Annotated in this window: 18 protein-coding genes; 5 read left to right on the forward strand and 13 right to left on the reverse strand. The window is 64.6% G+C overall.

Annotated features, from left to right (window positions below):
• Positions 1 to 5: 5 nt before the first annotated feature.
• Entirely contained in the window at positions 6 to 1,460 is a 1,455-nt protein-coding gene (locus API01S_RS14925) for an N-acyl-D-amino-acid deacylase family protein (protein WP_050729452.1), read from the forward strand.
• A gap of 36 nt (positions 1,461 to 1,496) precedes the next feature.
• On the opposite strand, the gene API01S_RS14930 is transcribed toward API01S_RS14925, so the two are convergent.
• The gene (locus tag API01S_RS14930; protein WP_039883599.1) at positions 1,497 to 2,246 is read right to left on the reverse strand and encodes an SDR family NAD(P)-dependent oxidoreductase; all 750 of its coding nucleotides are present in this window, start codon (positions 2,244 to 2,246) and stop codon (positions 1,497 to 1,499) included.
• A 184-nt stretch (positions 2,247 to 2,430) separates the two neighbouring features.
• Here API01S_RS14930 and API01S_RS14935 point away from each other — a divergent pair, with 184 nt between their 5' ends.
• The gene (locus API01S_RS14935; protein WP_050729451.1) at positions 2,431 to 3,336 is read left to right on the forward strand and encodes a LysR family transcriptional regulator; all 906 of its coding nucleotides are present in this window, start codon (positions 2,431 to 2,433) and stop codon (positions 3,334 to 3,336) included.
• 114 nt (positions 3,337 to 3,450) lie between these two features.
• Positions 3,451 to 3,843, forward strand: coding sequence for a YkvA family protein (locus API01S_RS14940; protein WP_061305018.1), 393 nt, complete (start codon positions 3,451 to 3,453; stop codon positions 3,841 to 3,843).
• 92 nt (positions 3,844 to 3,935) lie between these two features.
• Here API01S_RS14940 and API01S_RS14945 read toward each other — a convergent pair whose 3' ends face one another.
• From API01S_RS14945 to API01S_RS15000, 12 genes are all read right to left on the reverse strand, one after another.
• Positions 3,936 to 4,253 (reverse strand): NIPSNAP family protein, encoded by a 318-nt coding sequence (locus API01S_RS14945; RefSeq protein ID WP_061305019.1) that lies wholly within the window; start codon positions 4,251 to 4,253, stop codon positions 3,936 to 3,938.
• 36 nt (positions 4,254 to 4,289) lie between these two features.
• Positions 4,290 to 5,276, reverse strand: a complete 987-nt coding sequence (locus tag API01S_RS14950; RefSeq protein WP_050729448.1) for a Bug family tripartite tricarboxylate transporter substrate binding protein — start codon at positions 5,274 to 5,276, stop codon at positions 4,290 to 4,292.
• Positions 5,277 to 5,361: 85 nt separating this feature from the next.
• Positions 5,362 to 7,047: a thiamine pyrophosphate-binding protein gene (locus tag API01S_RS14955; protein ID WP_061305021.1), complete on the reverse strand. Its 1,686-nt coding sequence runs from the start codon at positions 7,045 to 7,047 to the stop codon at positions 5,362 to 5,364.
• Positions 7,048 to 7,175: 128 nt separating this feature from the next.
• Entirely contained in the window at positions 7,176 to 8,075 is a 900-nt protein-coding gene (locus tag API01S_RS14960) for a helix-turn-helix domain-containing protein (protein ID WP_061305023.1), read from the reverse strand.
• 174 nt (positions 8,076 to 8,249) lie between these two features.
• Positions 8,250 to 9,227: a Bug family tripartite tricarboxylate transporter substrate binding protein gene (locus API01S_RS14965; protein ID WP_061305025.1), complete on the reverse strand. Its 978-nt coding sequence runs from the start codon at positions 9,225 to 9,227 to the stop codon at positions 8,250 to 8,252.
• 42 nt (positions 9,228 to 9,269) lie between these two features.
• Entirely contained in the window at positions 9,270 to 10,193 is a 924-nt protein-coding gene (locus API01S_RS14970) for a hydroxyacid dehydrogenase (RefSeq protein ID WP_254598592.1), read from the reverse strand.
• A 263-nt stretch (positions 10,194 to 10,456) separates the two neighbouring features.
• Positions 10,457 to 11,338, reverse strand: a complete 882-nt coding sequence (locus tag API01S_RS14975; protein WP_167351707.1) for a LysR family transcriptional regulator — start codon at positions 11,336 to 11,338, stop codon at positions 10,457 to 10,459.
• A 407-nt stretch (positions 11,339 to 11,745) separates the two neighbouring features.
• A complete protein-coding gene (locus tag API01S_RS14980) occupies positions 11,746 to 12,771 on the reverse strand; it encodes a Bug family tripartite tricarboxylate transporter substrate binding protein (RefSeq protein WP_061305030.1) in 1,026 nt (341 codons plus the stop codon).
• Positions 12,772 to 12,826: 55 nt separating this feature from the next.
• Positions 12,827 to 13,561: an SDR family NAD(P)-dependent oxidoreductase gene (locus API01S_RS14985; protein WP_254598593.1), complete on the reverse strand. Its 735-nt coding sequence runs from the start codon at positions 13,559 to 13,561 to the stop codon at positions 12,827 to 12,829.
• A gap of 35 nt (positions 13,562 to 13,596) precedes the next feature.
• Positions 13,597 to 14,316 carry an SDR family NAD(P)-dependent oxidoreductase gene (locus API01S_RS14990; RefSeq protein WP_061305032.1) on the reverse strand — a complete coding sequence of 240 codons (720 nt, stop codon included), beginning with the start codon at positions 14,314 to 14,316 and terminating at the stop codon, positions 13,597 to 13,599.
• Between the two features lie 12 nt (positions 14,317 to 14,328).
• Positions 14,329 to 15,225 carry an isocitrate lyase/PEP mutase family protein gene (locus API01S_RS14995; protein WP_006221556.1) on the reverse strand — a complete coding sequence of 299 codons (897 nt, stop codon included), beginning with the start codon at positions 15,223 to 15,225 and terminating at the stop codon, positions 14,329 to 14,331.
• Positions 15,226 to 15,246: 21 nt separating this feature from the next.
• Positions 15,247 to 15,957 carry a GntR family transcriptional regulator gene (locus tag API01S_RS15000; RefSeq protein WP_231689417.1) on the reverse strand — a complete coding sequence of 237 codons (711 nt, stop codon included), beginning with the start codon at positions 15,955 to 15,957 and terminating at the stop codon, positions 15,247 to 15,249.
• A 309-nt stretch (positions 15,958 to 16,266) separates the two neighbouring features.
• On the opposite strand from API01S_RS15000, the gene acnA reads away from it, so the two are divergent.
• The gene (gene acnA / locus API01S_RS15005) at positions 16,267 to 18,960 is read left to right on the forward strand and encodes an aconitate hydratase AcnA (RefSeq protein WP_061305034.1); all 2,694 of its coding nucleotides are present in this window, start codon (positions 16,267 to 16,269) and stop codon (positions 18,958 to 18,960) included.
• A 30-nt stretch (positions 18,961 to 18,990) separates the two neighbouring features.
• Positions 18,991 to 20,352, forward strand: a complete 1,362-nt coding sequence (locus API01S_RS15010) for a dihydroorotase (RefSeq protein ID WP_061305036.1) — start codon at positions 18,991 to 18,993, stop codon at positions 20,350 to 20,352.
• The last annotated feature ends 8 nt before the right edge of the window (positions 20,353 to 20,360 follow it).

Here is a 20,360-nt window from a genome sequence, read left to right on the forward strand (position 1 = left end):
ACGCCATGACCCACGAACGCTACGACCTGCTGATCCGTGGAGGCATGGTGATCGATGGCACGGGCGCCGACCGGGTTCGCGCCGATGTCGGCGTGCGAGCTGACCGCATCGTGGCCGTCGGCGACCTGCATGGCGCACAGGCCACGCAGGTGCTGGACGCAGCCGGCCGCATCGTCGCGCCCGGTTTCATCGACACGCATACCCACGACGACCGCTACCTGTCCATCGACCCCGGCATGCCCGCCAAGTTGAGCCAGGGAGTGACGACGGTGGTGACGGGCAACTGCGGCATCAGTCAGGCCCCGTGGCGTTCGGGCTGGCGCCGCGAGGTGCCGGCGCCGGTCAACCTGTTGGGCAACGACGCCGGCGATTTTCCGTACGAGACGTTTGGCGCGTACCTGGATAACCTGGACCGCCACCCGCCTGCCGTGAACGCCGCCTGCCTGGTCGGCCACACGTCGCTGCGCGCCGCCGCCATGGACGAGCTGGACCGTCCCGCCACCGCCAGCGAGATCGAACACATGCAGGCCTTGCTGCGCGAGGCCATGCAAAGCGGAGCAATCGGTTTGTCGACTGGAACGGCGTATCCGGCCGCCATGCCCGCCACGCTGGACGAACTGATGGCGGTGGCCAGCGTGCTGCGCGAGCATGGCGGCCTGTACGCCAGCCATATCCGCGACGAAGGAGATCGCATCTTTGCGGCGCTGGATGAAGCCTTTGCAGTCGGCGAGGCCGGTGGTGCGCCGGTGCTGATCTCGCATCACAAGCTGATCGGGCCGCGCAATCACGGCCGCTCCGTCCAGACGCTGGCGCACATCACCCAAGCCAGCCAGCGCCAGGAGGTGGCGCTGGACTGCTACCCCTACGTGGCCGGTTCAACGATCTTGCGCAAGGACCGTCTGGCCGTGTCCAGCCGCGTCATCGTGACGAAGTCCGTGCCGTATCCGCAGTACGCGGGACGCGATCTGGACGACATCGCCCAGGACATGGGCTTGACGCCGGAAGACGCGGTCGATGCGCTGCAACCGGCAGGCGCCATCTACTTCATCATGGACGAGGCCGACGTCGAGCGCATCCTGGCGTATCCCGGCACGATGATCGGCTCTGACGGCATGCCGCACGACCCGGCGCCGCACCCGCGCCTGTGGGGCACCTTTCCCCGCGTGCTGGGCCACTACAGCCGCGACGTCGGCCTGTTCACGCTGGAGCAGGCCGTGCACAAGATGACGGGCAAGCCGGCCGCCTACTTCCGCCTGCCGCAACGCGGCCGCATCGCCGTGGATCACGCGGCGGACCTGGTCGTCTTCGATGCAGACACCATCGCCGACACCGCGACCTGGTCGTCGCCGACGAGCCAGGCCGTGGGGATCGACTATGTGCTCGTCAATGGCAGCGTTGCATGGCGGGCAGGAGCAGGCACGGGGTCTCGCAGCGGCAAGGTGATCCGGCCGAGAACTTGAGGGTGCCGCGCGGATCCGCAGGGATAGCGCCGACCCTCAAACCTGCGCCATGCCGCCGTCTACGAACAGCTCGACGCCGTTGACGAAGCTGGCCGCATCCGAGGCAAGAAACGCCACCGCCTTGCCGATCTCCTGCGGTTCGCCCAGACGGCCCAGCGGCACTTGCGCGGCCAGATAATCGAACAGCCCCTGGCGGGCATCGTCGCCCACCAGCCCGCCCAGGCCCGGCGTGCGAACCGGCCCGGGGCTGACGACATTCACGCGGATGCCGCGGTCTTTCAGGTCCAGCGCCCACGACCGGGCAAAATTTCGCACCGCCGCTTTGCTGGCGCTGTACACGCTGAAATTCGCCGTGCCCTGTATCGACACGGTCGAGGCGGTCAGGATCACCGACGCGCCGTTGACCAGCAGCGGCAGCGCCTTCTGCACGGTGAACAAGGTGCCGCGCACGTTGGTCCCGAAGATGCGGTCGAAATGCTCTTCGGTGATGGCGCCCAGCGGCAGCATGTCGCCGCCGCCGGCGTTGGCGAACAGGATGTCGAGCTTGCCCGCGCTTTTGGCGATCTGGGCGTAGACGCGATCCAGGTCGCTCAACACCGACGCATCCGCGCGGATACCGGTTGCTGCGCTGCCGATGCTGGCCACGGCGGCATCCAGTTCGGCCTGACGCCGGCCGGTGATGAACACGCGTGCGCCCTGCGCCGCCAGTTCTTGCGCGGTCGCAAGACCGATGCCCGTGGTGCCGCCGGTGACGAGGGCGATCTTGCCATTGAGTTGCTGATTCATGATGAGCTCCAAACTGTTGATGAGTAGGTTGTCAGCCACGCTTTCCCGGCGGTTTTCGGTGTGAAGCGCCGTTGTTGAGTGGGCATGAATCAAATTTAAAGGTGCGGCGATATTTGATAAACCGTGTAAAAATTAAATAACTATCCATGTGCATGGATAATCAATGCCCTGTTGAGGAACCCAGATGGATCAGTTGACAGCCATACGCGGCTTCGCCCGAGTGGTGGAAGCCGGCAGCTTCACGCGTGCGGCCGACTCGCTTGATATGCCGAACGCCACACTGAGCAAGATGGTGCAGGACCTTGAAGCGCATCTGGGCGTGCGCCTGCTGCAACGGACCACGCGACGTGTCACGGTCACGCCGGAAGGCCGCGCATACTACGAGAAGGCGTTGCGTATCGTCCGCGACCTGGAAGACATCGATGGTTCATTCAATGCCATACAGGGCAAGCCCAAGGGGTATCTGCGCATCGATGTCGGCGGTTCCACGGCGCGCGACGTGCTCATCCCCGCCATCTCCGATTTTCTGGCGCGCTATCCCGATATCCGCATCGATTTCGGCGTGTCTGATCGCCCCGTTGACCTCATCAGCGACAACGTGGATTGCGTGATCCGGGGCGGCGTCTTGGGCGACTCTTCACTGGTGGCGCGTCACATCGGCAGCGCCGACCTGATCACCTGCGCCACGCCTGCGTATCTCAAACAGCACGGCACGCCGATCTATCCGGAAGAGCTGAAAAACGGCCACAAGCTGGTGAACTATCTGTCGCCCCAGAATGGTCGCGCGTTTCCGTTTCGCTTCGAGCGCGACGGCGAAAAGCTTGAGATCAAGGTCGAGCATCGCGTGGGCGTCAATGAAAGCAACGCGCATCTTGCCGCCGCGCTGGCCGGCCTCGGTATCGTCCAAACCTTCACCTACGCGGCTGGCGATGCACTGCGCAGCGGCGCTCTGGTCGAGATCCTCAAACCATGGCGGCCCCAGCCTTATCCCTTTCACGTGGTGTACCCGCACAACCGTCATGTCACGCAGCGCTTGCGCGTGTTGATCGACTGGCTGATGGAACACCTTCCCGCGCGGTTGAAAGGCTGAGGCGGCTGGCTGGCGCGGGTGAGGGGGGCGGCGCTGGGGGCGCGCCTTGCCGCTGCCCAGGGCCACTTCTAGAATATGACGTGGACATCCCACGCGACTGCGGCGACACATCCCATGAACATCCTTGAGCGGCTGAACGCCTGGGCCCGGCGCATCAAACGCGATGGCTTGACCCTGTGGTTTGCGGGCAAGCATCCCCGCACGCCCTGGCATGCAAAAGCCGTTGGAATTTTCGTGGTCGCCTATGCGCTCAGTCCCATCGATCTGATCCCCGATTTCATTCCCGTGCTGGGCTACCTCGATGACGTCCTGTTGCTGCCGGGGCTGATCTACCTGGCGATCCGGCTGCTGCCGCCCGACGTGCTTGCGCAATGCAGGACCCAGGCAGATGCATGGATGAGCGAGGCGCGCGCAAAGCCGCGCAGCCGCGCCGGCGCCGTAGTGATCGTCGCGTTGTGGCTGGCCGCATGCGTCGTGGCGGGGTTATGGCTTATGCGTCGCCTATGATTCACCGGATCGGCAACAGGCGTTGACCGCAAGGCAGACGGGCCGAGACCTTCCGGCCCGTCGCTGTCCCAGGCGCGCTGCGTCGCCGCCGCTTAGGGGTGAAAAAACGCCGTCGGTGTCATCAGCCGGTTTTCCTGGCGGATCAGATAGCCGGCCTCGGCGCTCTTGGTCAGATAGCCCGCCCATGCGGGGTCTTTCTGCAACGCCTGGCGCTTGGCTTCGCGGTCGGCGGCGCTGTCATAGACCCAGATGTGCATGTAGCTGTTGACGTCGCCTGTCTCGGTCTGCATGTAGGCGAGGGGTTTGCCCAGGTGGCGGCTCTGCACCTCATAGCCGTGCTCTGCATAGAGCGCCAGGTGCTTCTTGATGGTGCCGGCGCGGCAGGTATAGGTACGTACGTCGTAAAGCATGGTGCATCCTTGATTGATGTTGCGAAAAATTGATCGTCAGTCGGCCGTGGCGCCGGACTGTTTCACCAGCACGCTCCAGCGCGCGACTTCCTGGTTCACGTATTGCTGAAAGGCGGCATGGCCGTCGCCGACGGGGTCGGCGCCCAAGCCCTTCAACTTGTCCTGCACGGCAGGGTCGGCCACGCCCTGGGTGATGGCTTGCGACAGCTTTTCCACCACGGGCGCCGGCGTGGCAGCGGGCGCGAAAAGGCCGAACCAGGAGCGGGCGTTCATGGCCGGGTATTTCGTCTCGGAAAACGCCGGTACGTTGGGCAGCGACGCGTGGCGCTGCTGGCCCGTGACGGCGATGGGCGTCAGGCGGCCGGCCTGCACCTGCGACAGCACTTCGGGCAGGTTCGCGAACATGATCTGCACCTGGCCGCCCATCAGGTCATTGAGCGCTTGCGAGCCGCCCTTGTAGGGCACGTGCGTCATCTGCGCGTCAGCCAGCGAATTGAACTGCGCGCCCGCCAGGTGCGACGCCGTGCCGGTGCCGCCCGACGCATAGTTCACGCGGTTGCCGTTGGCCTTGGCGTAGGCGGCCAATTCCTCGACGGTCTTGGCCGGCACCGACGGATTCACCACCAGCAGCAAGGGCACCGACGCCAGGTTCGACAGGCCCGTGAAGTCGCCCGTCAGGCTGTAGTCCAGCTTGTGATAAAGCGTGGAATTGATGGCATGGCTGGACGTGGCCATCAGCAGCGTGTAGCCGTCGGGCTCGGCGCGCGCCGCCATGACCGCGCCAATATTGCCGTTGGCGCCTGCCTTGTTCTCCACGACCACCGGCTGGCCGAGGCGGGTGGACATGGCCTGCGCCACGGTGCGCGCGATGACGTCGGTGGCGCCGCCCGCAGCAAAGGGCACGATGATGCGCAGCGGGCGTTCGGGATAGGCAGAGGCGGCGGACGCGGCCGTGCTCAAGGTCGCGGCGGCGAGCATCGCGGCTGCGGCCAGCCGCCGTACGGGGGGCAGGGGGATATTCATAGTCTCTCTCCAGTGTTGGATATTTTTTTATGTAGGCGCCGCGCGCCGTTCTTGCGTCCGGCGCGCGGCAATCCGCTCCTGCAAGTCAGGATGCGGCGCGCCGCGCCTTGTCGCGCAGGCTGGTCAGGGTGGCCCGGGGCGTGATGACTTCGGGGTCCAGACTGAGTTCGATCAGATACGGCGAACCGCTGTCCAGCGCCCGCTTCAAGGCGGGCGCGAAACTCTCGTGGCTGTCCACGCGTTCGGCGGGCACGCCGAACGATTCCGCATAGGCCACGAAGTCGGGGTTGCTGAGGTCCGTGCCGATGGTCCGGCCGGGGTAGTGCACTTCCTGGTGCATGCGGATCGTGCCGTACATGCCGTTGTTGAACACGATGAAGACGATGGCCAGCCGGTGCTGTTTGACGGTGGCCAGCTCTTGCGAGGTCATCAGAAAGCAGCCGTCCCCAGCCAGGCAGACGACCTGCCGTTCGGGGTGGCGCAGCTTGGCCGCGATGGCGGCGGGCACGCCGTATCCCATCGCGCCGCTGGTGGGCGCTAGCTGGCTGCGCGGATGGCTGAAACGGTAGTAGCGATGTGCCCAGGCGCTGTAGTTGCCCGCGCCGTTGGTGAGGATCGCGTGCGCATCCAAGGTCTCGCGCAGCGCGACGATGACGCGCGCCGGGTCCATGGGCAGATCGGTAGCAGGCGGTTCCGTGTAGCGCAGATAGCTCTGCCGCAGCCCGTCGAGCCAGCCGCGCCACGGGGTGGCGTCCAGCGGCTCCAACGCGGCAGCCGCGTCCGCGAAGGCGTTCAGGCCCGACTGTATCTTCAAGGCAGGTTGATAAACCCGGCCCAGTTCTTCGGGGCTGGCCAGTACGTGGATCAGCGTCTGTTTGGGCACGGGAGATTGCAGCAGCGTATAGCCGCCCGTCACCATTTCACCCAGGCGCGCGCCCACCGCCAGGATCACGTCGGCATTGCGCACGGCATCGGCCAGTTCCGGGTTGATGCCGATGCCTACTTCGCCGACGTATTGCGCATGGTGGTTGTCGTACAGGTCCTGGCGGCGGAACGAGCACGCCACGGGCAGGCCATTCTGATGCGCGTAGCGGGCAAGGCTGTCCAGGCCCGCGCGGGTCCAGCCCGAACCGCCCACGATCATCAGCGGCCGCTGCGCGTCGGCCAGCAAAGCGCGCATGCCTGCCATGGCATCGGGCGCCGGGTGCGCCTGCGGAAACTGGATCGTTCCGCAGTCCTGGGGCGCGGCCAGTTCGGTCAGCATGTCTTCGGGCAATGCCAGCACCACGGGACCGGGCCGGCCCGACATCGCCACCGAGAAGGCGCGGTTCATGTATTCGGTGACGCGCGCGGCGCTGTCGATCTGCGCCACCCATTTGCTGAACTGCCCGAACATGCGGCGGTAATCGATTTCCTGGAAGGCCTCGCGCTCGACCATGTCGTTGCCGACCTGGCCCACCAGCACGATAAGCGGCGTGGAATCCTGAAACGCCGTCTGCACGCCGATGCTGGCATTGGTGGCGCCCGGCCCGCGCGTGACCATGCAGACGCCCGGCCGGCCTGTCAGTTTGCCGTGCGCTTCGGCCATGAACGACGCTGCGCCTTCGTGGCGGCAGGACACCAGGCGGATCCGCTCGCGTTCCGTGTACAGCGCGTCCAGCACGTCCAGATAGCTTTCGCCGGGCACGCCGAACACGGTGTCCACGCCATGTTCCAGCAGCGCGCGCACCACATGCTGGCCGCCCGTCATCAATTTCGCAGTGTCGTTCATCGCAGTTTCAATCAGGCCGCAAGGCGGCGGGTTGTGTCTGGATGCACTGTACGCAGCCCGGCGTCGGGCGCGTTAGGACAGATCAGAGCTTGTCTTGCACTTTTTTGCGCAAGCGCCCGGAGCGGCCGTCAGCCGATGGGGCGGTCGTACTTCTTGCGGAAATCGCCTGCGGTGCAGCCGGTGTGCTTCTTGAAGAAGCGGGCGAAGTAGGACGGGTCTTCGAAGTTCAGCTGAAACGCGATTTCGGCAATGCTCAAGCCCGTATTACTGAGCAGGCGCTTGGCTTCGAGCGCAACGCGTTCCTGCACCAGTTGGCTGGCGGTGCGGCCCATGCTGCGCTTGGCGGCCTCGTTAAGCTGGCGTTCGCTGACGTGCAGTGCGTCGGCGTACTGGCGTATGGCGCCGAATTCTAGATAGTGTTCCTCGATCAGCATGGTGAAGCGCTTGACCAGCGAATAGCTGGGGCCGGCCGCGGTCTCGCGCTCGTCGGCCGGGTACAGGCGGCGCAACTGCGTCAGCAGGATCAGCAGGTAGGAACGCACGACGTCGAAGCGCCCGGTTTGTCGATCGCGCGTTTCGCGTTCGATCTCATTGAGCAGTGGCAGCATGCCGTCGTGCTGCTCGCGCGACAAGTAAATGGCGGGCGAGCCGCCCGCCAGATGGAAGAACGGAAACTTGGCGATGTCGTCCGCGCGCGGGAACATGTGCGCGAAGAAGTCGGTGCTGATGTTCAGCACGTAGCCGCGCGGTTTGACGGACGACGTCCAGGCGTGGATCTGGCCGGGCGACAGGAAGAACACGGAATGGTCGCGCACCTCGTGCTGCTCGAAGTCCAGCATGTGCGTGCCGCTGGCCTCGCTCATCCAGAGCAGGTGGTAGTAGTTGTGCCGATGCAGGAAGCCGCGCGGGATATCGTCCCGGTCCTGCAAGCGAACGAGATCGAAATAGAACGAACCCTCGCCCGAGAAATCTGAAGACTCCAAGGTGGGAAATGATTCGGGATAGGGCGTGGGCGTGCCTGTGGACAAGCTGGGGTCTCCTTGATGGCGCGCAGGGCGGCTCTATTTTTTTGCCATCATAAAGGCAAACCCCGCTGCCCCCGCAAGCCGGGGCAGGCAACACGCCCAATGTCCAGAGACCCGCTCGACCCACAACACGCCCCGCCTGCAAACGTCCACCGCCCTGCGCGGCGGCGTGCGGCATCACTCCGCCGTGATGCCCGCTGCCTGGATGACCGCGCCCCAGCGATCGACTTCACTGCCCCAGAAGTTGGCGAACTCTGCCGGGCCGCGCGCGTCCACCCGGAAGCCCAGTGAGCGCGTCTTCTCGGCCACTTCTGGAACCGCCATGATGCTCACCAGTTCTTTGCCCAGCCGTTGAACAATGGCGTCGGGCGTCGCGCTGGGCAGCATGACTGCGGTCCATTGTTCGACGTTGAGCTTAGGCATGCCGGCTTCGGCCGATGTCGGTACCGTCGGGACCTGCTGGTTCCGCTCTGAACTTGCAATCGCAATGGCGCGCAGCTTGCCGGATTGCACGTAGGGCAGGGACTCCGCGTAGTTGCTGAAGATCACGTCGAGCTGGCCACCCATCAGGTCAGTCAGCGAGGGTGATCCGCCGCTGTAAGGGATGTGCAGGATTTTTGTGCCGTTGATCTGGTTGAACAAGGCCAGCGACAGATGCGAGGGCGTGCCCACTCCACTGGACCCCGCATTCAATTCCTTGGATTTCGCTGCTTTGACCAGATCATCGAGCGTACGGATATTGCTGCTTGCGGGAACGACGACGAGGATCGGCGTCGACGCCAGCAGCGCCACTGGCTTCAGGTCCTTGGTAATGTCGAACCGGCTCCTGCCGCGCAACAAGGTGGCGTTGACGGAGTGCGTCATCGTGATCGCCAGCAGCGTATTGCCATCGGGCGGGGCGCGTGACACTTGTTCGGCGCCGATCATTGCCCCCGCGCCCGGCCGATTTTCGACGACGACCGTGACGTTGAGACGTTCGCCAAGCTGCTGCCCCACCAGGCGCGCCATGACGTCCGTCAGCCCTCCCGGCGTGAAGGGCACCACGTATCGCAAGACGCTTCCCTTGTTCAGGTAATCCGTGGCTTGCGCGTTGACAACCGGGGCAATGGCGGCAAGCGCCAGCGCTGATGCAAGCAGCGTTCTTCTGGTAATCATTTTGTCTCCTGTCTGTACGCTTCTTATGTTGGCGTCGCAGAGTCAAGCCAGTGCTTCAAGGACCTTCTCTGCAACGAGACTGCTGACTCGTTGGTTCGATTCCATCGTCAAGCCCGCGGTGTGGGGCGTGAGAATCAGGTTGGGGCAATCGCGAAAATGCGGCGCGGCGGCCAGTGGTTCGTCTTTGAAGACATCGAGCGCCGCGCCTCCTAGCTGCCCGCTGCGCAGTGCGGCCGCTACGGCAAGCTCATCGACGATCCCTCCCCGGGCCGTATTGATGAGAATGGCGCCCGGCTTCATTGCCTGGATGCGGCGTGCGTCAAAGAAATTTCGGGTCGATTCCAGCAGCGGCATATGCAGGCTGGTGACATCCGATTCGGCAACCAGACGGTCCAGATCCGACGCGGTGACGCCAAGCTGGCCAAACACCGGGTTGTCGTCTGCCATCGCGGGATCGAAAGCCATGACCGACATGCCTAGCGCTTTGGCCAGACGAGCCGTCAATTGACCGATCGACCCGAAGCCGAGCAAGCCCAGCTTCTTTCCGGCGATCTCGCGGCCTTTGGACAAGGCATCCCGTGGCCATTGTCCCGAAGCGACGGCCTCGGTGGATGCATACGAACCGCGCAACAACAACAGCGCGGTGGCGATCACGTATTCGGCCACGCTGTTTGCGTTCGCGCCGGTTGCCGGGAACACCTGGATGCCTTGCCGCTTGCATCCTTCCAGATCGATATTGTCCAGACCGACACCCAGGCGGCCCACGACTTTGCATCGCTTGAGCGAGGCCAACAGTTCGCCACGCACCTGCGTGCGGTTCCGAACGATGATTGCGTCGTAGTGCTCTGCCTGCTCAAGCAGCTGCGGCAGGTTGTCGACCAGTTGAGGGTCGTAAGTCACCTCCGCCTTCTCCCGCAGTCGATCGACCGCAGGTGCATCCATGAATTCGGTCACGACGATTTTCAAAAAGCTCTCCCTCTGGCGGGTTGGATGGTTGGCGCTGTGTACACCGCTCAGGCTTTCGCCGCTTGCTGGAGTCGGGCGCACGGCCATAGTAAAAAGCCGCGAGCTTTAGCAAAAGCAAATTTTTATGCACGTCAGCATCGGAAAATACGATGCTGATGGCCGGTCGCGTGGGTGGTTGATTGCGTGGGCTTCGCGCGTAGGGGCGGCGCTTGCCTATCGGCGGCTGGCGGGCAGGCCGAATGAAAACATGGGCCTGCACCCAATCATTTAGACGGCGGGGAGGATTGGCCGAATTCCCTGAAGCAGCTCAATAGCACTTGGGTAGCGCGGCTGCTGCTATTGGCGGGGCGCACGGCAAGGCACACGGTCCGGTACGAGTCCGGCAGGTCCACAAACTTCAATGCCCCATCGTGTCGAGTTGGCCCTTTGAGCACCGGCAGTACGGTGACCCCGATGTCGTGCCGGACCAGGGAGAGAACGGCGTCATGCGAGTCCAGCTCCATGGCGGGACGTACCGATATGCCGCAGTCCGTGATGGACGACTCGATCTGCTTACCGATCCACGTCGTTTTGTCGAACGCAATGTAGGGGTGCTCTTGCAGCATCTTCTTGACGCTGGTGAAGTGTCTCTGCGAACTCATGACCAGCGCCAGCGGTTCGGTGTACAGCTCAAGAAAGCAGAGCGACGTCGACACATGGGGCGGGGGCATGGAGATCACGGCGGCATCGAGTACGCCGGCCTCGACTTGCAGCGCCAGGTCCGGAGATCGCTTCGCGGTGATGCGCAGTTCCAATGACGGGTGATCCGCACTGAGCCGCTTCAAGACGCCGGGCAAGCCGCCCGACAAGGTACTGGTAATTACACCTAGAGCCAGCCTGCCCTTGAGTACGCTGCTGCTGCCCAGCGACGCCATTTCGGCTTGCAAATCCAGGATCTGGCGAGCCAGCGGAACCAGTTGGTGAGCCCGGTCATTCAGCAGTATCGACCTGCCCGTGCGGACGAATAGTTCTACACCGAGCTCATCCTCAAGATTGCGCAGTTGGACGCTGACGGCGGCAGGAGACAAATGCACCGCCTGGGCAGCGGCGGTCACGGTGCCAAATTGATGGAGCGCCAAAAAGGCGTGCAAAGAACGGCTTTGCATGAGGGGGGCTGAGGTGAAAGTGGCGATTACGGTAGCACGCCGCCCAGTGCGCGGGGGGCGCGGCGGGCAGGCATCGCCTCTGCAATCTGCTTGGCCCGTGCAAGACCGTTGCATCGTTGCCGCAGATTTATCGACATGGTCCCAAGCGTGTGGATAGAACGTCCCGCGCGGCGGAACGCGTGCTAAAAACTTTCGGAGCTGAATAATTCAAAAAACTGATGCGGCCCGTTGTGAAGCGGCATAAGAACCGGCTCAATTCAGCTTTCATTCCAATTCAAGTTGTTGATTTGTTGGAAAGAAAGCTGAGTTTTTATCCGGCACGGGAACCGGTGCATTCCCTTTATCGAATATTCGCCGCCGCCCAAAAAATTGCCTACCCCGCGCTTGCGGGATAGGCAATGCATCGCTTAGTCGATGCGGGCGCCGGAGATCTTGACGGCCTCGGCCCACTTGGCGATTTCCTTTTGCACGAAGGCCTGGAACTGCTCAGGCGTCGAGGGCGTGAACTCGCTGCCGGCCGCGATCATTTTTTCTTTCGCCTTCGGATCCGACATGACTTCGCGCATGTCGGACGAGATCTTTTCGACCAGCGCCTTGGGCGTGCCCTTGGGCGCGAAGAAGCCGGACCAAGGCGGCGCGGCATAGCCAGCGAAGCCCTGTTCGGCCACGGTGGGGTAGTCGGGTGCGCTGGCAAAGCGGTTGGCCGTGGTCAGCGCAATGATCTTCAGCTTGCCGCTCTTGGCATAGGCTTGCACGGCGGGCAGGCCCGTAATGCCGACCTGGATCTGGCCGCCCAGCAGGTCGGTCACCATCGGAGCGCTGCCGCGGTACGGGATGTGCGAAATCTCGAACTTGCCCTGGTTCTTGATCAGCTCCATCCCCAGATGGGAAGCCGTGCCATTGCCGTCCGACCCATACGAGTAATGCGCATCGGGCTTCTTGAGCAGCGCGATGAGTTCCTGCAAGTTGTTGGCCGGCACGTCATTGTTGACGATGATGGCGTTGGGGTAGAGGGTGGCTTGCGTGACGGCCTCGAAATCCTTGATCGGGTCATAGCGCATGTTCTTGTACAAAGACGTGTTGATGCCGTGCGAGCCGGTCACGCCGAGCACCAGCGTATAGCCATCGGGTGCGGCGCGCGCCACGTATTCCGAGCCGACGTTGCCGCCCGCGCCGGGTTTGTTCTCGATCACCACGGCTTGCCCCCACTTCTTGGACAAGCCTTCGGCGACCAGTCGCGCAGTGATGTCCGTGGCGCCGCCTGCCGGGAAGGGCACCACGATGGTGACCGGACGCGTCGGAAAGTTGCCGGCGTCCTGCGCAAAGGCGGGAGCGGCGACCAGCCCGGCTGCCCCGGCAAGCACGGCCAGCATGCCGAGGACCTTGCGGCGCGGCATGCGCGCGTGCGTTGCGTAAGTAATCGAGTGCGTCATGATTCAAGCCCCTTGTTATGTGATGTGTGCACTGCGTGAAAGAGTGGCGCCACCGCTATTGCGCGGTGTATCCGCCGTCGGCACGGATGTCCGTGCCCGTGATGAACGAGGCAGCCTCGCTGATTAAGAAAACTGCGGTCTGCGCGACCTCTTCGGCGGTGCCGAGTCGCCCGGCCGGATATTTGGCGGCCAGCGCGGCATTGGCCGCCTCCGCGCTGCCGTAGCGATCTATCAGCCGCCCGGTCACGACTGCGCCGGGTGACAGGCTCAAGGCGCGGATGCCGTCGGCCGCATGGTCCACGGCGATGGCGCGCGCCAGCGCGATCAGGCCAGCCTTGCTTGCGCCATAGGCGCCACGGCCGGGCGCGGCGACGCTGCCCAGTTGCGAAGCAATGTTCAGCACGACGCCGCTGCCCGCGCGGGCCATATGCAGAATGGCCCACTTGCTCATCAGCCAGGCGCCCGTCAGATTCACGTCCAGCGCTTGCCGCCATTGTTCCGGCGTCAGGTCAGCGACTTTCGCGCCGGGCGTCACGGTTGCTGCGTTGTTCACCAATACGTCGATCGCGCCCCATTGCGTGGCGACCTGTTCCACGGCTGACCGAGAGGCGCTCGCGTCCGCGACGTCGCAGGGCAGCGCCAAGACGCGGGAGGGGGCGGCCGATAGCGTCCGGCAGCATTGGGCCAGCATGTCCTGGTCACGATCGAGCAGGGCCACGCGGGCGCCGGCGTCCAGGCAATGCTCGGCGATGGCCAGTCCCAGCCCGCCTGCGGCGCCGGTCACTATCACGACCTTTCCTTCAAGTACGGGTGCGCGAGCCGTTGTCATAGCGTCATGCTCCCCAGCGAGGCGCCGCCGCATACGTAGAGCGTCTGTCCCGTGATGGCGCCTGCGTCATCGCTCAGGAAGAACGCGATAGATGCAGCGACTTCGCGTGCTTCTATCAGGCGGCCCAGCGGCAGTTGGACGCTGGGCGCGGCACCGCGTTTCGGATCGCTCAACATGGGGGTGTCGACCGCGCCGGGCGCGATCACGTTGACCGTGACGCCACGGCCGATGAGCTCTGCGGCCAGGCTGCGAGCCAGTCCGATCTGCGCGGACTTGGTGGCGGCGTAGGCCAGGCGGTTGGCGCGTCCCAGCACGGCGCGGCTGGACACCAGCACGATGCGGCCACGGCCGTCGGGAAGCTGCGGCGCCAAGGCGCGGACCAGCGCGATCGGCGCGGCGCCGTGCACGCTCCAGAGCAAGGCTGCGTCTTCCGGCCGCGTGTCTAGCGCGCCGCCCGTGCGCACCAGGCCGGCGCAGTGCACGAACGCGGTCGGATTGCAGCCGTCCAGGCGGGCGCACAAGGCCTGCAACGCCACCGGGTCGGACAGGTCGCAAACCAGATGGAGGTACTGCGCGTTGTCCGTGATGGCGGCAGGTGCGATGTCCACGCCGGTCACCTGCCAGCCGGCCGCCAGCAGCCGCTCGGCCAGCGCCAGGCCGATACCGGATGCCGCGCCTGTCAGGACGCAATGCGTCGACGCGTTACGTTCGATCATGGCGATGTTCGGTCAGGCGTCCAGCGTCGTCAGGCGCTTTTCCATGGCGCGCATCTGCTCGTAGCCCATCAATTGCATGATGTCTTCGATGCCTACCAGCAAGTCGGGGCGATCCACCGGTTCGCCCGTGGCGATCACGCCCTGCATGACTTGCAGCGCCTGGCGCATGCCGTGGATGGCGGCGGCGGGCAACATGCGCGGCAGGCTGATGCGCTTGACGCCGATTTCCTTCAGGCGCGGCAGCGGAATCAGCGGCGTGGTGGGGCGGTTGCGGATGCCGAAGCCCATGTTGATGCTGATAGGAATGCCTGCGGCGTCCACCAGCCGCTTGATATCGTCTTCGGTGCGCACGGCGTCGGGGAACAACATGTCCGCGCCTGCGCGGGCGTAGGCGCGGGCACGCTTGACCGCGCCTTCGATGCCTTCGATCGCGAGCGAGTCCGTGCGGGCGATGATGACGAAGTCGTCATCGCGCCGCGCCAGGCAGGCGGCTTCGATCTTCTTGACCATCTCGGCTTCGCTGATGACGTCCTTGCCGGGCATGTGGCCGCAACGCTTGGGGCTGACCTGATCTTCAAGATTGATCCCCGCGACGCCCGCTTCCTCGAACATCTGCACCGTGTGATAGACGTTGACCGGATTGCCGTAGCCGGTGTCGGCGTCAGCGGTCAGCGGGATGGACACCGAGCGTGCCAGGTGGCGGCAGTGGGTGACGTTTTCGGACAGGCCCATCACGCCGATGTCGGCGATGCCCAGCAGCGCATTCGACACGGCCGCGCCGCTGGTGCAGGCGGTCTTGAAACCCGCGGCCTCGACCAGGCGGATGCTGTATCCATCGTAGACACCGGGGGATACGAGGAAGGGCTCGTTCTTCAGCAATTGCCGGAACTGGTTGCGCGGGTTGTTCATGTCGTACTGCTCCAAAGAGTGTTATGCGGCCGAGACGGGATGCCCGGCAATGCCGGACGCTCCTTCTGCCAAGTGTTCAAACAGGTGTTGGGCTGCGCGCTCGATGTGAGAACGCATGAGCGACTCCGCCAGCTCGGCGTCGCGAGCTCGGATGGCGCGCAGGATCTGCCAGTGTTCGGCGTAGGCGTCGTCCTTGCGTTCAAGCACGGTGCCGGAATGCCGGCGATAGACGCGCAGCAGGTGGTAGAGGTCGCCGCACAGGGCGTTGATGATGCGGGTGTTGCCGCTGGCCAGCACGATCCGCTCGTGGAAGTCGAAGACGCGCGGCTCCGCCGCGCCGCCATTGGCGGCCTCCAGGCGGCGCTGGCGATCTTGCTCCAGCTCGGCCAGCAGTTGCGCGATTTCCTCGTCGCTCATGCGGCGCGTGGCCAGGTTGCAGGCCACGCCTTCTAGGGCCATCCGCATCTGGAACAGTTCCAGCGCGGATTCCGCCGACAGCGTTACGACGCGCGCCTTGATGTAGGGCTCTCGCGTGACCAGTTGAATGCCTTGCAGGCGGCGCACGGCTTCGCGAACCGGCCCGCGGCTGACGCCGAATTCCTGCGCCAGCGCGACTTCATTGATGACGCTGCCCGGCGCAAGCCGACCTTGGTAGATCGCGTCCAGCACCCGGTCGAACACCACGTCGGCCAACGGGCCGGAGGCGTCTTCCTTGGCGCCAAGGGGGGGCATTGAGAGGTTCATAGTGTTAACAGCCTATCAAAGGGCTCGCAAAAGTGTCAACTCTTTTGCGGCCGGGTTATTTGCGTTGGGAGGCGGCGGCAAGCCGAATTTCTCTGGCGTGGTGTGAGTCTTAGCGCCATTTATTGGGGTTTTCCCTGCGTATTTCGGTGAGTGCCTTGAATCTACACTTTGGGAAGGGCGCTGTTCGACTGGCTTTTAATCAAAAACACATCGCCTGTTAAAACGCCATAGTGTTGACACTATTGTTTTTGAAGCCGTAAGATGGCTCCAATTGAGATTCTCCCAATTACCGCTGCCATGATCCAGTCTTTCTCCTGTCGCGGCAGGGCGTTGCGCTACGCGGACCTGTCCGCCGCCGCCCTGGCCGAAGGCCGCGACATCCAGACGTATCCCTATGTCATCCGCGTGCTGCTGGAGAACCTCCTGCGGCATCGAGCCTGGGGCGCGGCCGTATCCGAAACGGAAATCAGCCGGCTATGGGATTGGGGGCAGCATCTTGGGGCCGACCTGCCGCTGCATGTGGCCCGCGTGATCCTGCCGGATTCCAGCGGGTTGCCGGTGCTCCAGGACCTGGCGGCGCTGCGCGATGCGGTCGCTCTGGCTGGCGGCGACGCCGCGCAGGTCGACACGCGGATTCCCGTGGATCTGATCGTGGATCATTCGCTGCAAGTCGATTATTGGGGCGACTCGGGGGCGGTGCAGCGCAATCTGCGGCGCGAATTCGAACGCAACGACGAACGCTACCGGTTCTTGAAATGGGCGCAGCAGGCCTATAAGGGGCTACGCGTCATCACGCCCGGCATCGGGATCATCCATCAGGTCAACCTGGAATACCTGGCGCCGGTCGTTGCAACCCAGACGCGGGTTGAAGGCGAGTGGGCCTACCCGGACTTCGTGATCGGCGGGGATTCCCATACGCCCATGGTCAACGCACTGGGCGTGCTGGGCTGGGGCGTGGGCGGCATCGACGCCGAAGCGGCCTTGCTCGGCCATGCCTATACCTTTCCCATTCCCGAGGTTGTGGGGGTGCGGCTGCACGGCGCCATTGAAGCGCCGGCCCTCACCACCGACGCCGCGCTGCTGGTCACGCAGCAACTGCGCGCGGCGGGCGTGGTGGGCAGCATGGTCGAATTCTTCGGGCCGGCGGTGGCGGCGCTCAGTGTGCCCGAGCGCGCCACCATCGCGAACATGGCTCCTGAATATGGCGCCACGTGCGGATTTTTCCCCATCGACGCGCGCACGCTGGACTACGCGCGTCTGACCGGGCGCGACGAATCGCAGGTGGCGCTGATCGAAGCCTACGCGCGCCTGAACCAGCTGTGGCGCGATGCCGAACACACCGCGCCCGTCTACAGCCGGGTGATCGATATTGACCTGTCGGCGGCGCGTCCCAGCGTGGCGGGTCCGCGCCGCCCGCAGGACCGGATGGACGTGGCGGATGTCGCGGCGGACTTTCGCCGCCGCCTGGGCGCACCGCAGTCCGAGGGCGGATTCGATGTGCAGACGGCTGCTGCGTCCGCAGCGAACCGCGACGTCGTCGGCCATGGCTCGGTGGCGTTGGCGGCCATTACGTCTTGCACCAACACGTCCAACCCCAGCGTGATGCTGGCGGCCGGCCTGATCGCGCAAAAAGCGCTGGCGCGCGGCCTGACTCCGCCCGCCTGGGTCAAGCGGTCGCTGGCGCCCGGTTCGCGCGCCGTCACGCGCTATCTGGAGTCGGCGGGGCTGCTGACGGCGCTGCAAGCCCAAGGCTTTTACGTGATCGGCTACGGCTGCACGACTTGCGGCGGCAAATCGGGTCCGCTGGATTCCGGCGTGGCGGAAGCGATTGTCGAAGGCGGCCTGGTGGCCACGGCAGTGCTGTCGGGCAACCGGAATTTTGAAGGGCGCATCCACAAGCTGCTGCGGGCCAATTACATCGGGTCGCCCGCGATGGTGGTGTTGTACGCGCTGGCGGGCCGCATCGACATTGATTTCGAGCGCGAGCCGCTCGGGCCGGGCGCGGACGGCGCGCCGGTCTATCTGCGCGATGTCTGGCCCAGCCAGGACGAGATCGCGGCCTTGCTGCCGCTGGCGTCGGACCCGGCCTTGTTTGCCGAAGTCTATGACCCCGCCAGCCTCGACAGTGCGATCTGGCGAGACCTGGATGCGCCGGCCGGTTTGCGCTTTCCCTGGGACCCGGATTCGCAATACCTGGTCGAACCGCCCTTTTTCAAGACTGACGCCGGCCGCGACGCGCTGGCTGATCTTGCGGCAGGCCTAGCGCGCGGACGCGTGTTGGCGGCGTTCGGCGATTCGCTGACCACCGACCATATTTCGCCCAGCGGCGAGATTCCTGCCGACACTCCGGCGGGAAAGTACCTCATCGGCAAAGGCGTCGCGCCGCGCGATTTCAACACCTATGTGGCCCGCCGCTGCAATCACCACGTCATGACGCGCGCCACGTTCGCCAACATCCGCATCAAGAACGCGCTGACGCCCGGCATGGAAGGCGGTGTGACCCGCCACTACCCAAGCGGCAGCCTCATGTCGATTGTCGATGCCGCGACCGCCTACCGCGAAGCGGGCGAGGCCTGCATCATCCTGGGCGGCAAGGACTACGGCATGGGCAGCAGCCGCGATTGGGCGGCAAAGGGCTCCGCGCTGCTGGGCGTGCGCGCGGTGATCGCGGAATCGTTCGAGCGCATCCATCGCGCCAATCTGGTGGGCATGGGCGTGCTGCCGCTGGCATTCGCGCCGGGCCAGGGATGGCGCCAGCTGGGGCTGACCGGCGCGGAGACGCTGCGCCTGGAGAACGTGGCGGACGGGGTGTTGAAAGGGGAACCCATCGACGTGACCGCCGACGACGGCGAGCGCCAGGTGCGCTTTCAGGCCTATGCCCAGGTGCTTACGGACGCCGAACGCAAGCTCATGGCGGAAGGCGGCATCCCCGCCGGCGTCCTGAACGCTTTCTTGACCGACACGGCGGCGGCCGATGCGGCCCATTGCTGACTACGCGCATCACTCAGGAAATACGACATCATGCTGGATCTCTTACTGACCAATGCAAGGCTGCTGCTGCCCCAACAGGGCCTGACCGAGGGCGTGCTGGGCGTCATTGATGGACGCATCGCCATCATCGCCGAGCGAGGCACGCCGCTCGAAGCCCGCGAAACGATCGATTGCCAGGGGCTATGGGTGTTGCCTGGCCTGATCGACCCGCACGTGCACTTCGGCTTTGGCTCGCCAGAGACCGACTTCGAAACCGAGTCGCGCTTCGCCGCGTTGGGCGGCACCACCACGGTGTTGTCGTTCCATCGGTCTGCCGACATCCGCGAATCATTTGAAAAGACGCGTGACCGCGCGCTGTCGCAAAGCTGCGTCGACTTCGGCTTTCACTTCGGCATCACCAGCAATCTGCACGTGGAAACGCTGGAGGAAATCTCGCGCCGGTTCGGGGTGTCTTCCTACAAGCTATACATGATGTACAAAGGCGCGGCGGGCCTGTCCAAGGGCTTCACCGACATCGACGACGGCCTGCTGTATTCGGCCTTGCGCGCCACCGCCGCCATTCCGGGCGCGATCATGGGCGTGCACTGCGAGAACGTCGAAGTCATCCCCGTGCTGAGAGATCCTTTGCGCGCCGCTGGCCGCGACGATCTGAAGGCCTGGAACGAGCAGAGCCCCGACTTTCTTGAAGCCGAGAACGTGCACCGCGTCTGCTACTTCGCGGCCAAGACGGGCGCTGCGGTCAACATCGTGCACCTGAGCAGTCGCGAAGCGCTGGACGAGGCGCGGCGCCATCGTCGCACGCCTGGCGCACCGCCCATCTACGTCGAGACCTGCCCGCACTATCTCTTCCTGAACGACGAGTCGCCCGCTGGCACCTATGCCAAGGTCAACCCGCCGGTGCGCGGGCAAAGCGATGTCGAGGCCATGTGGGAAGGCGTGATGGATGGCTCCATCACCACGATCGGCACCGACCACGTGCCCCGCAAGCGCGCCACCAAGGACACCGACATCTGGGCCGCCAGCAACGGGTTCCCGGGTACGGGCCTGATGCTGCCGATCCTGCTGCACGAAGGCTATCACCGGCGCGGCGTGCCGCTGGAGACGCTGATGAAGGTCAGCGCCGAGAGTTCGGCACGCATCTATCGCATGCCGGGCAAGGGCAGCATCGAGATCGGCAAGGACGCGGACCTGGTGATCGTGGACCCTGACCTGGAACGCACCGTCGATCCGGCCACCCTGGAATCGAACTCCGATTATTCGCCTTACGAGGGCATGTCCCTGAAAGGCTGGCCCGTGCGCACGCTGGTGCGCGGACGCACCGTGGCGCAGGACGGCCGCATCACGGAAGCCGCCCGCGCCAAGCCTGGCGGCCGCTATCTCAAGCGTCTTTGAACTGAATT

This window comes from Achromobacter piechaudii NBRC 102461 (assembly GCF_001571245.1).
Taxonomy (GTDB): domain Bacteria; phylum Pseudomonadota; class Gammaproteobacteria; order Burkholderiales; family Burkholderiaceae_B; genus Achromobacter; species Achromobacter piechaudii.

Coding starts and splice junctions, on each gene's coding strand:
- API01S_RS14980 (WP_061305030.1), bottom strand. CDS start 12,771: ATGACGCACTCGATTACTTACGCAACGCACGCGCGCATGCCGCGCCGC.
- API01S_RS14955 (WP_061305021.1), bottom strand. CDS start 7,047: ATGAACGACACTGCGAAATTGATGACGGGCGGCCAGCATGTGGTGCGC.
- API01S_RS14990 (WP_061305032.1), bottom strand. CDS start 14,316: ATGATCGAACGTAACGCGTCGACGCATTGCGTCCTGACAGGCGCGGCA.
- acnA (WP_061305034.1), top strand. CDS start 16,267: ATGATCCAGTCTTTCTCCTGTCGCGGCAGGGCGTTGCGCTACGCGGAC.
- API01S_RS15000 (WP_231689417.1), bottom strand. CDS start 15,957: ATGCCCCCCCTTGGCGCCAAGGAAGACGCCTCCGGCCCGTTGGCCGAC.
- API01S_RS14945 (WP_061305019.1), bottom strand. CDS start 4,253: ATGCTTTACGACGTACGTACCTATACCTGCCGCGCCGGCACCATCAAG.
- API01S_RS14965 (WP_061305025.1), bottom strand. CDS start 9,227: ATGATTACCAGAAGAACGCTGCTTGCATCAGCGCTGGCGCTTGCCGCC.
- API01S_RS14975 (WP_167351707.1), bottom strand. CDS start 11,338: ATGCAAAGCCGTTCTTTGCACGCCTTTTTGGCGCTCCATCAATTTGGC.
- API01S_RS14950 (WP_050729448.1), bottom strand. CDS start 5,276: ATGAATATCCCCCTGCCCCCCGTACGGCGGCTGGCCGCAGCCGCGATG.
- API01S_RS15010 (WP_061305036.1), top strand. CDS start 18,991: ATGCTGGATCTCTTACTGACCAATGCAAGGCTGCTGCTGCCCCAACAG.
- API01S_RS14935 (WP_050729451.1), top strand. CDS start 2,431: ATGGATCAGTTGACAGCCATACGCGGCTTCGCCCGAGTGGTGGAAGCC.
- API01S_RS14925 (WP_050729452.1), top strand. CDS start 6: ATGACCCACGAACGCTACGACCTGCTGATCCGTGGAGGCATGGTGATC.
- API01S_RS14940 (WP_061305018.1), top strand. CDS start 3,451: ATGAACATCCTTGAGCGGCTGAACGCCTGGGCCCGGCGCATCAAACGC.
- API01S_RS14995 (WP_006221556.1), bottom strand. CDS start 15,225: ATGAACAACCCGCGCAACCAGTTCCGGCAATTGCTGAAGAACGAGCCC.
- API01S_RS14930 (WP_039883599.1), bottom strand. CDS start 2,246: ATGAATCAGCAACTCAATGGCAAGATCGCCCTCGTCACCGGCGGCACC.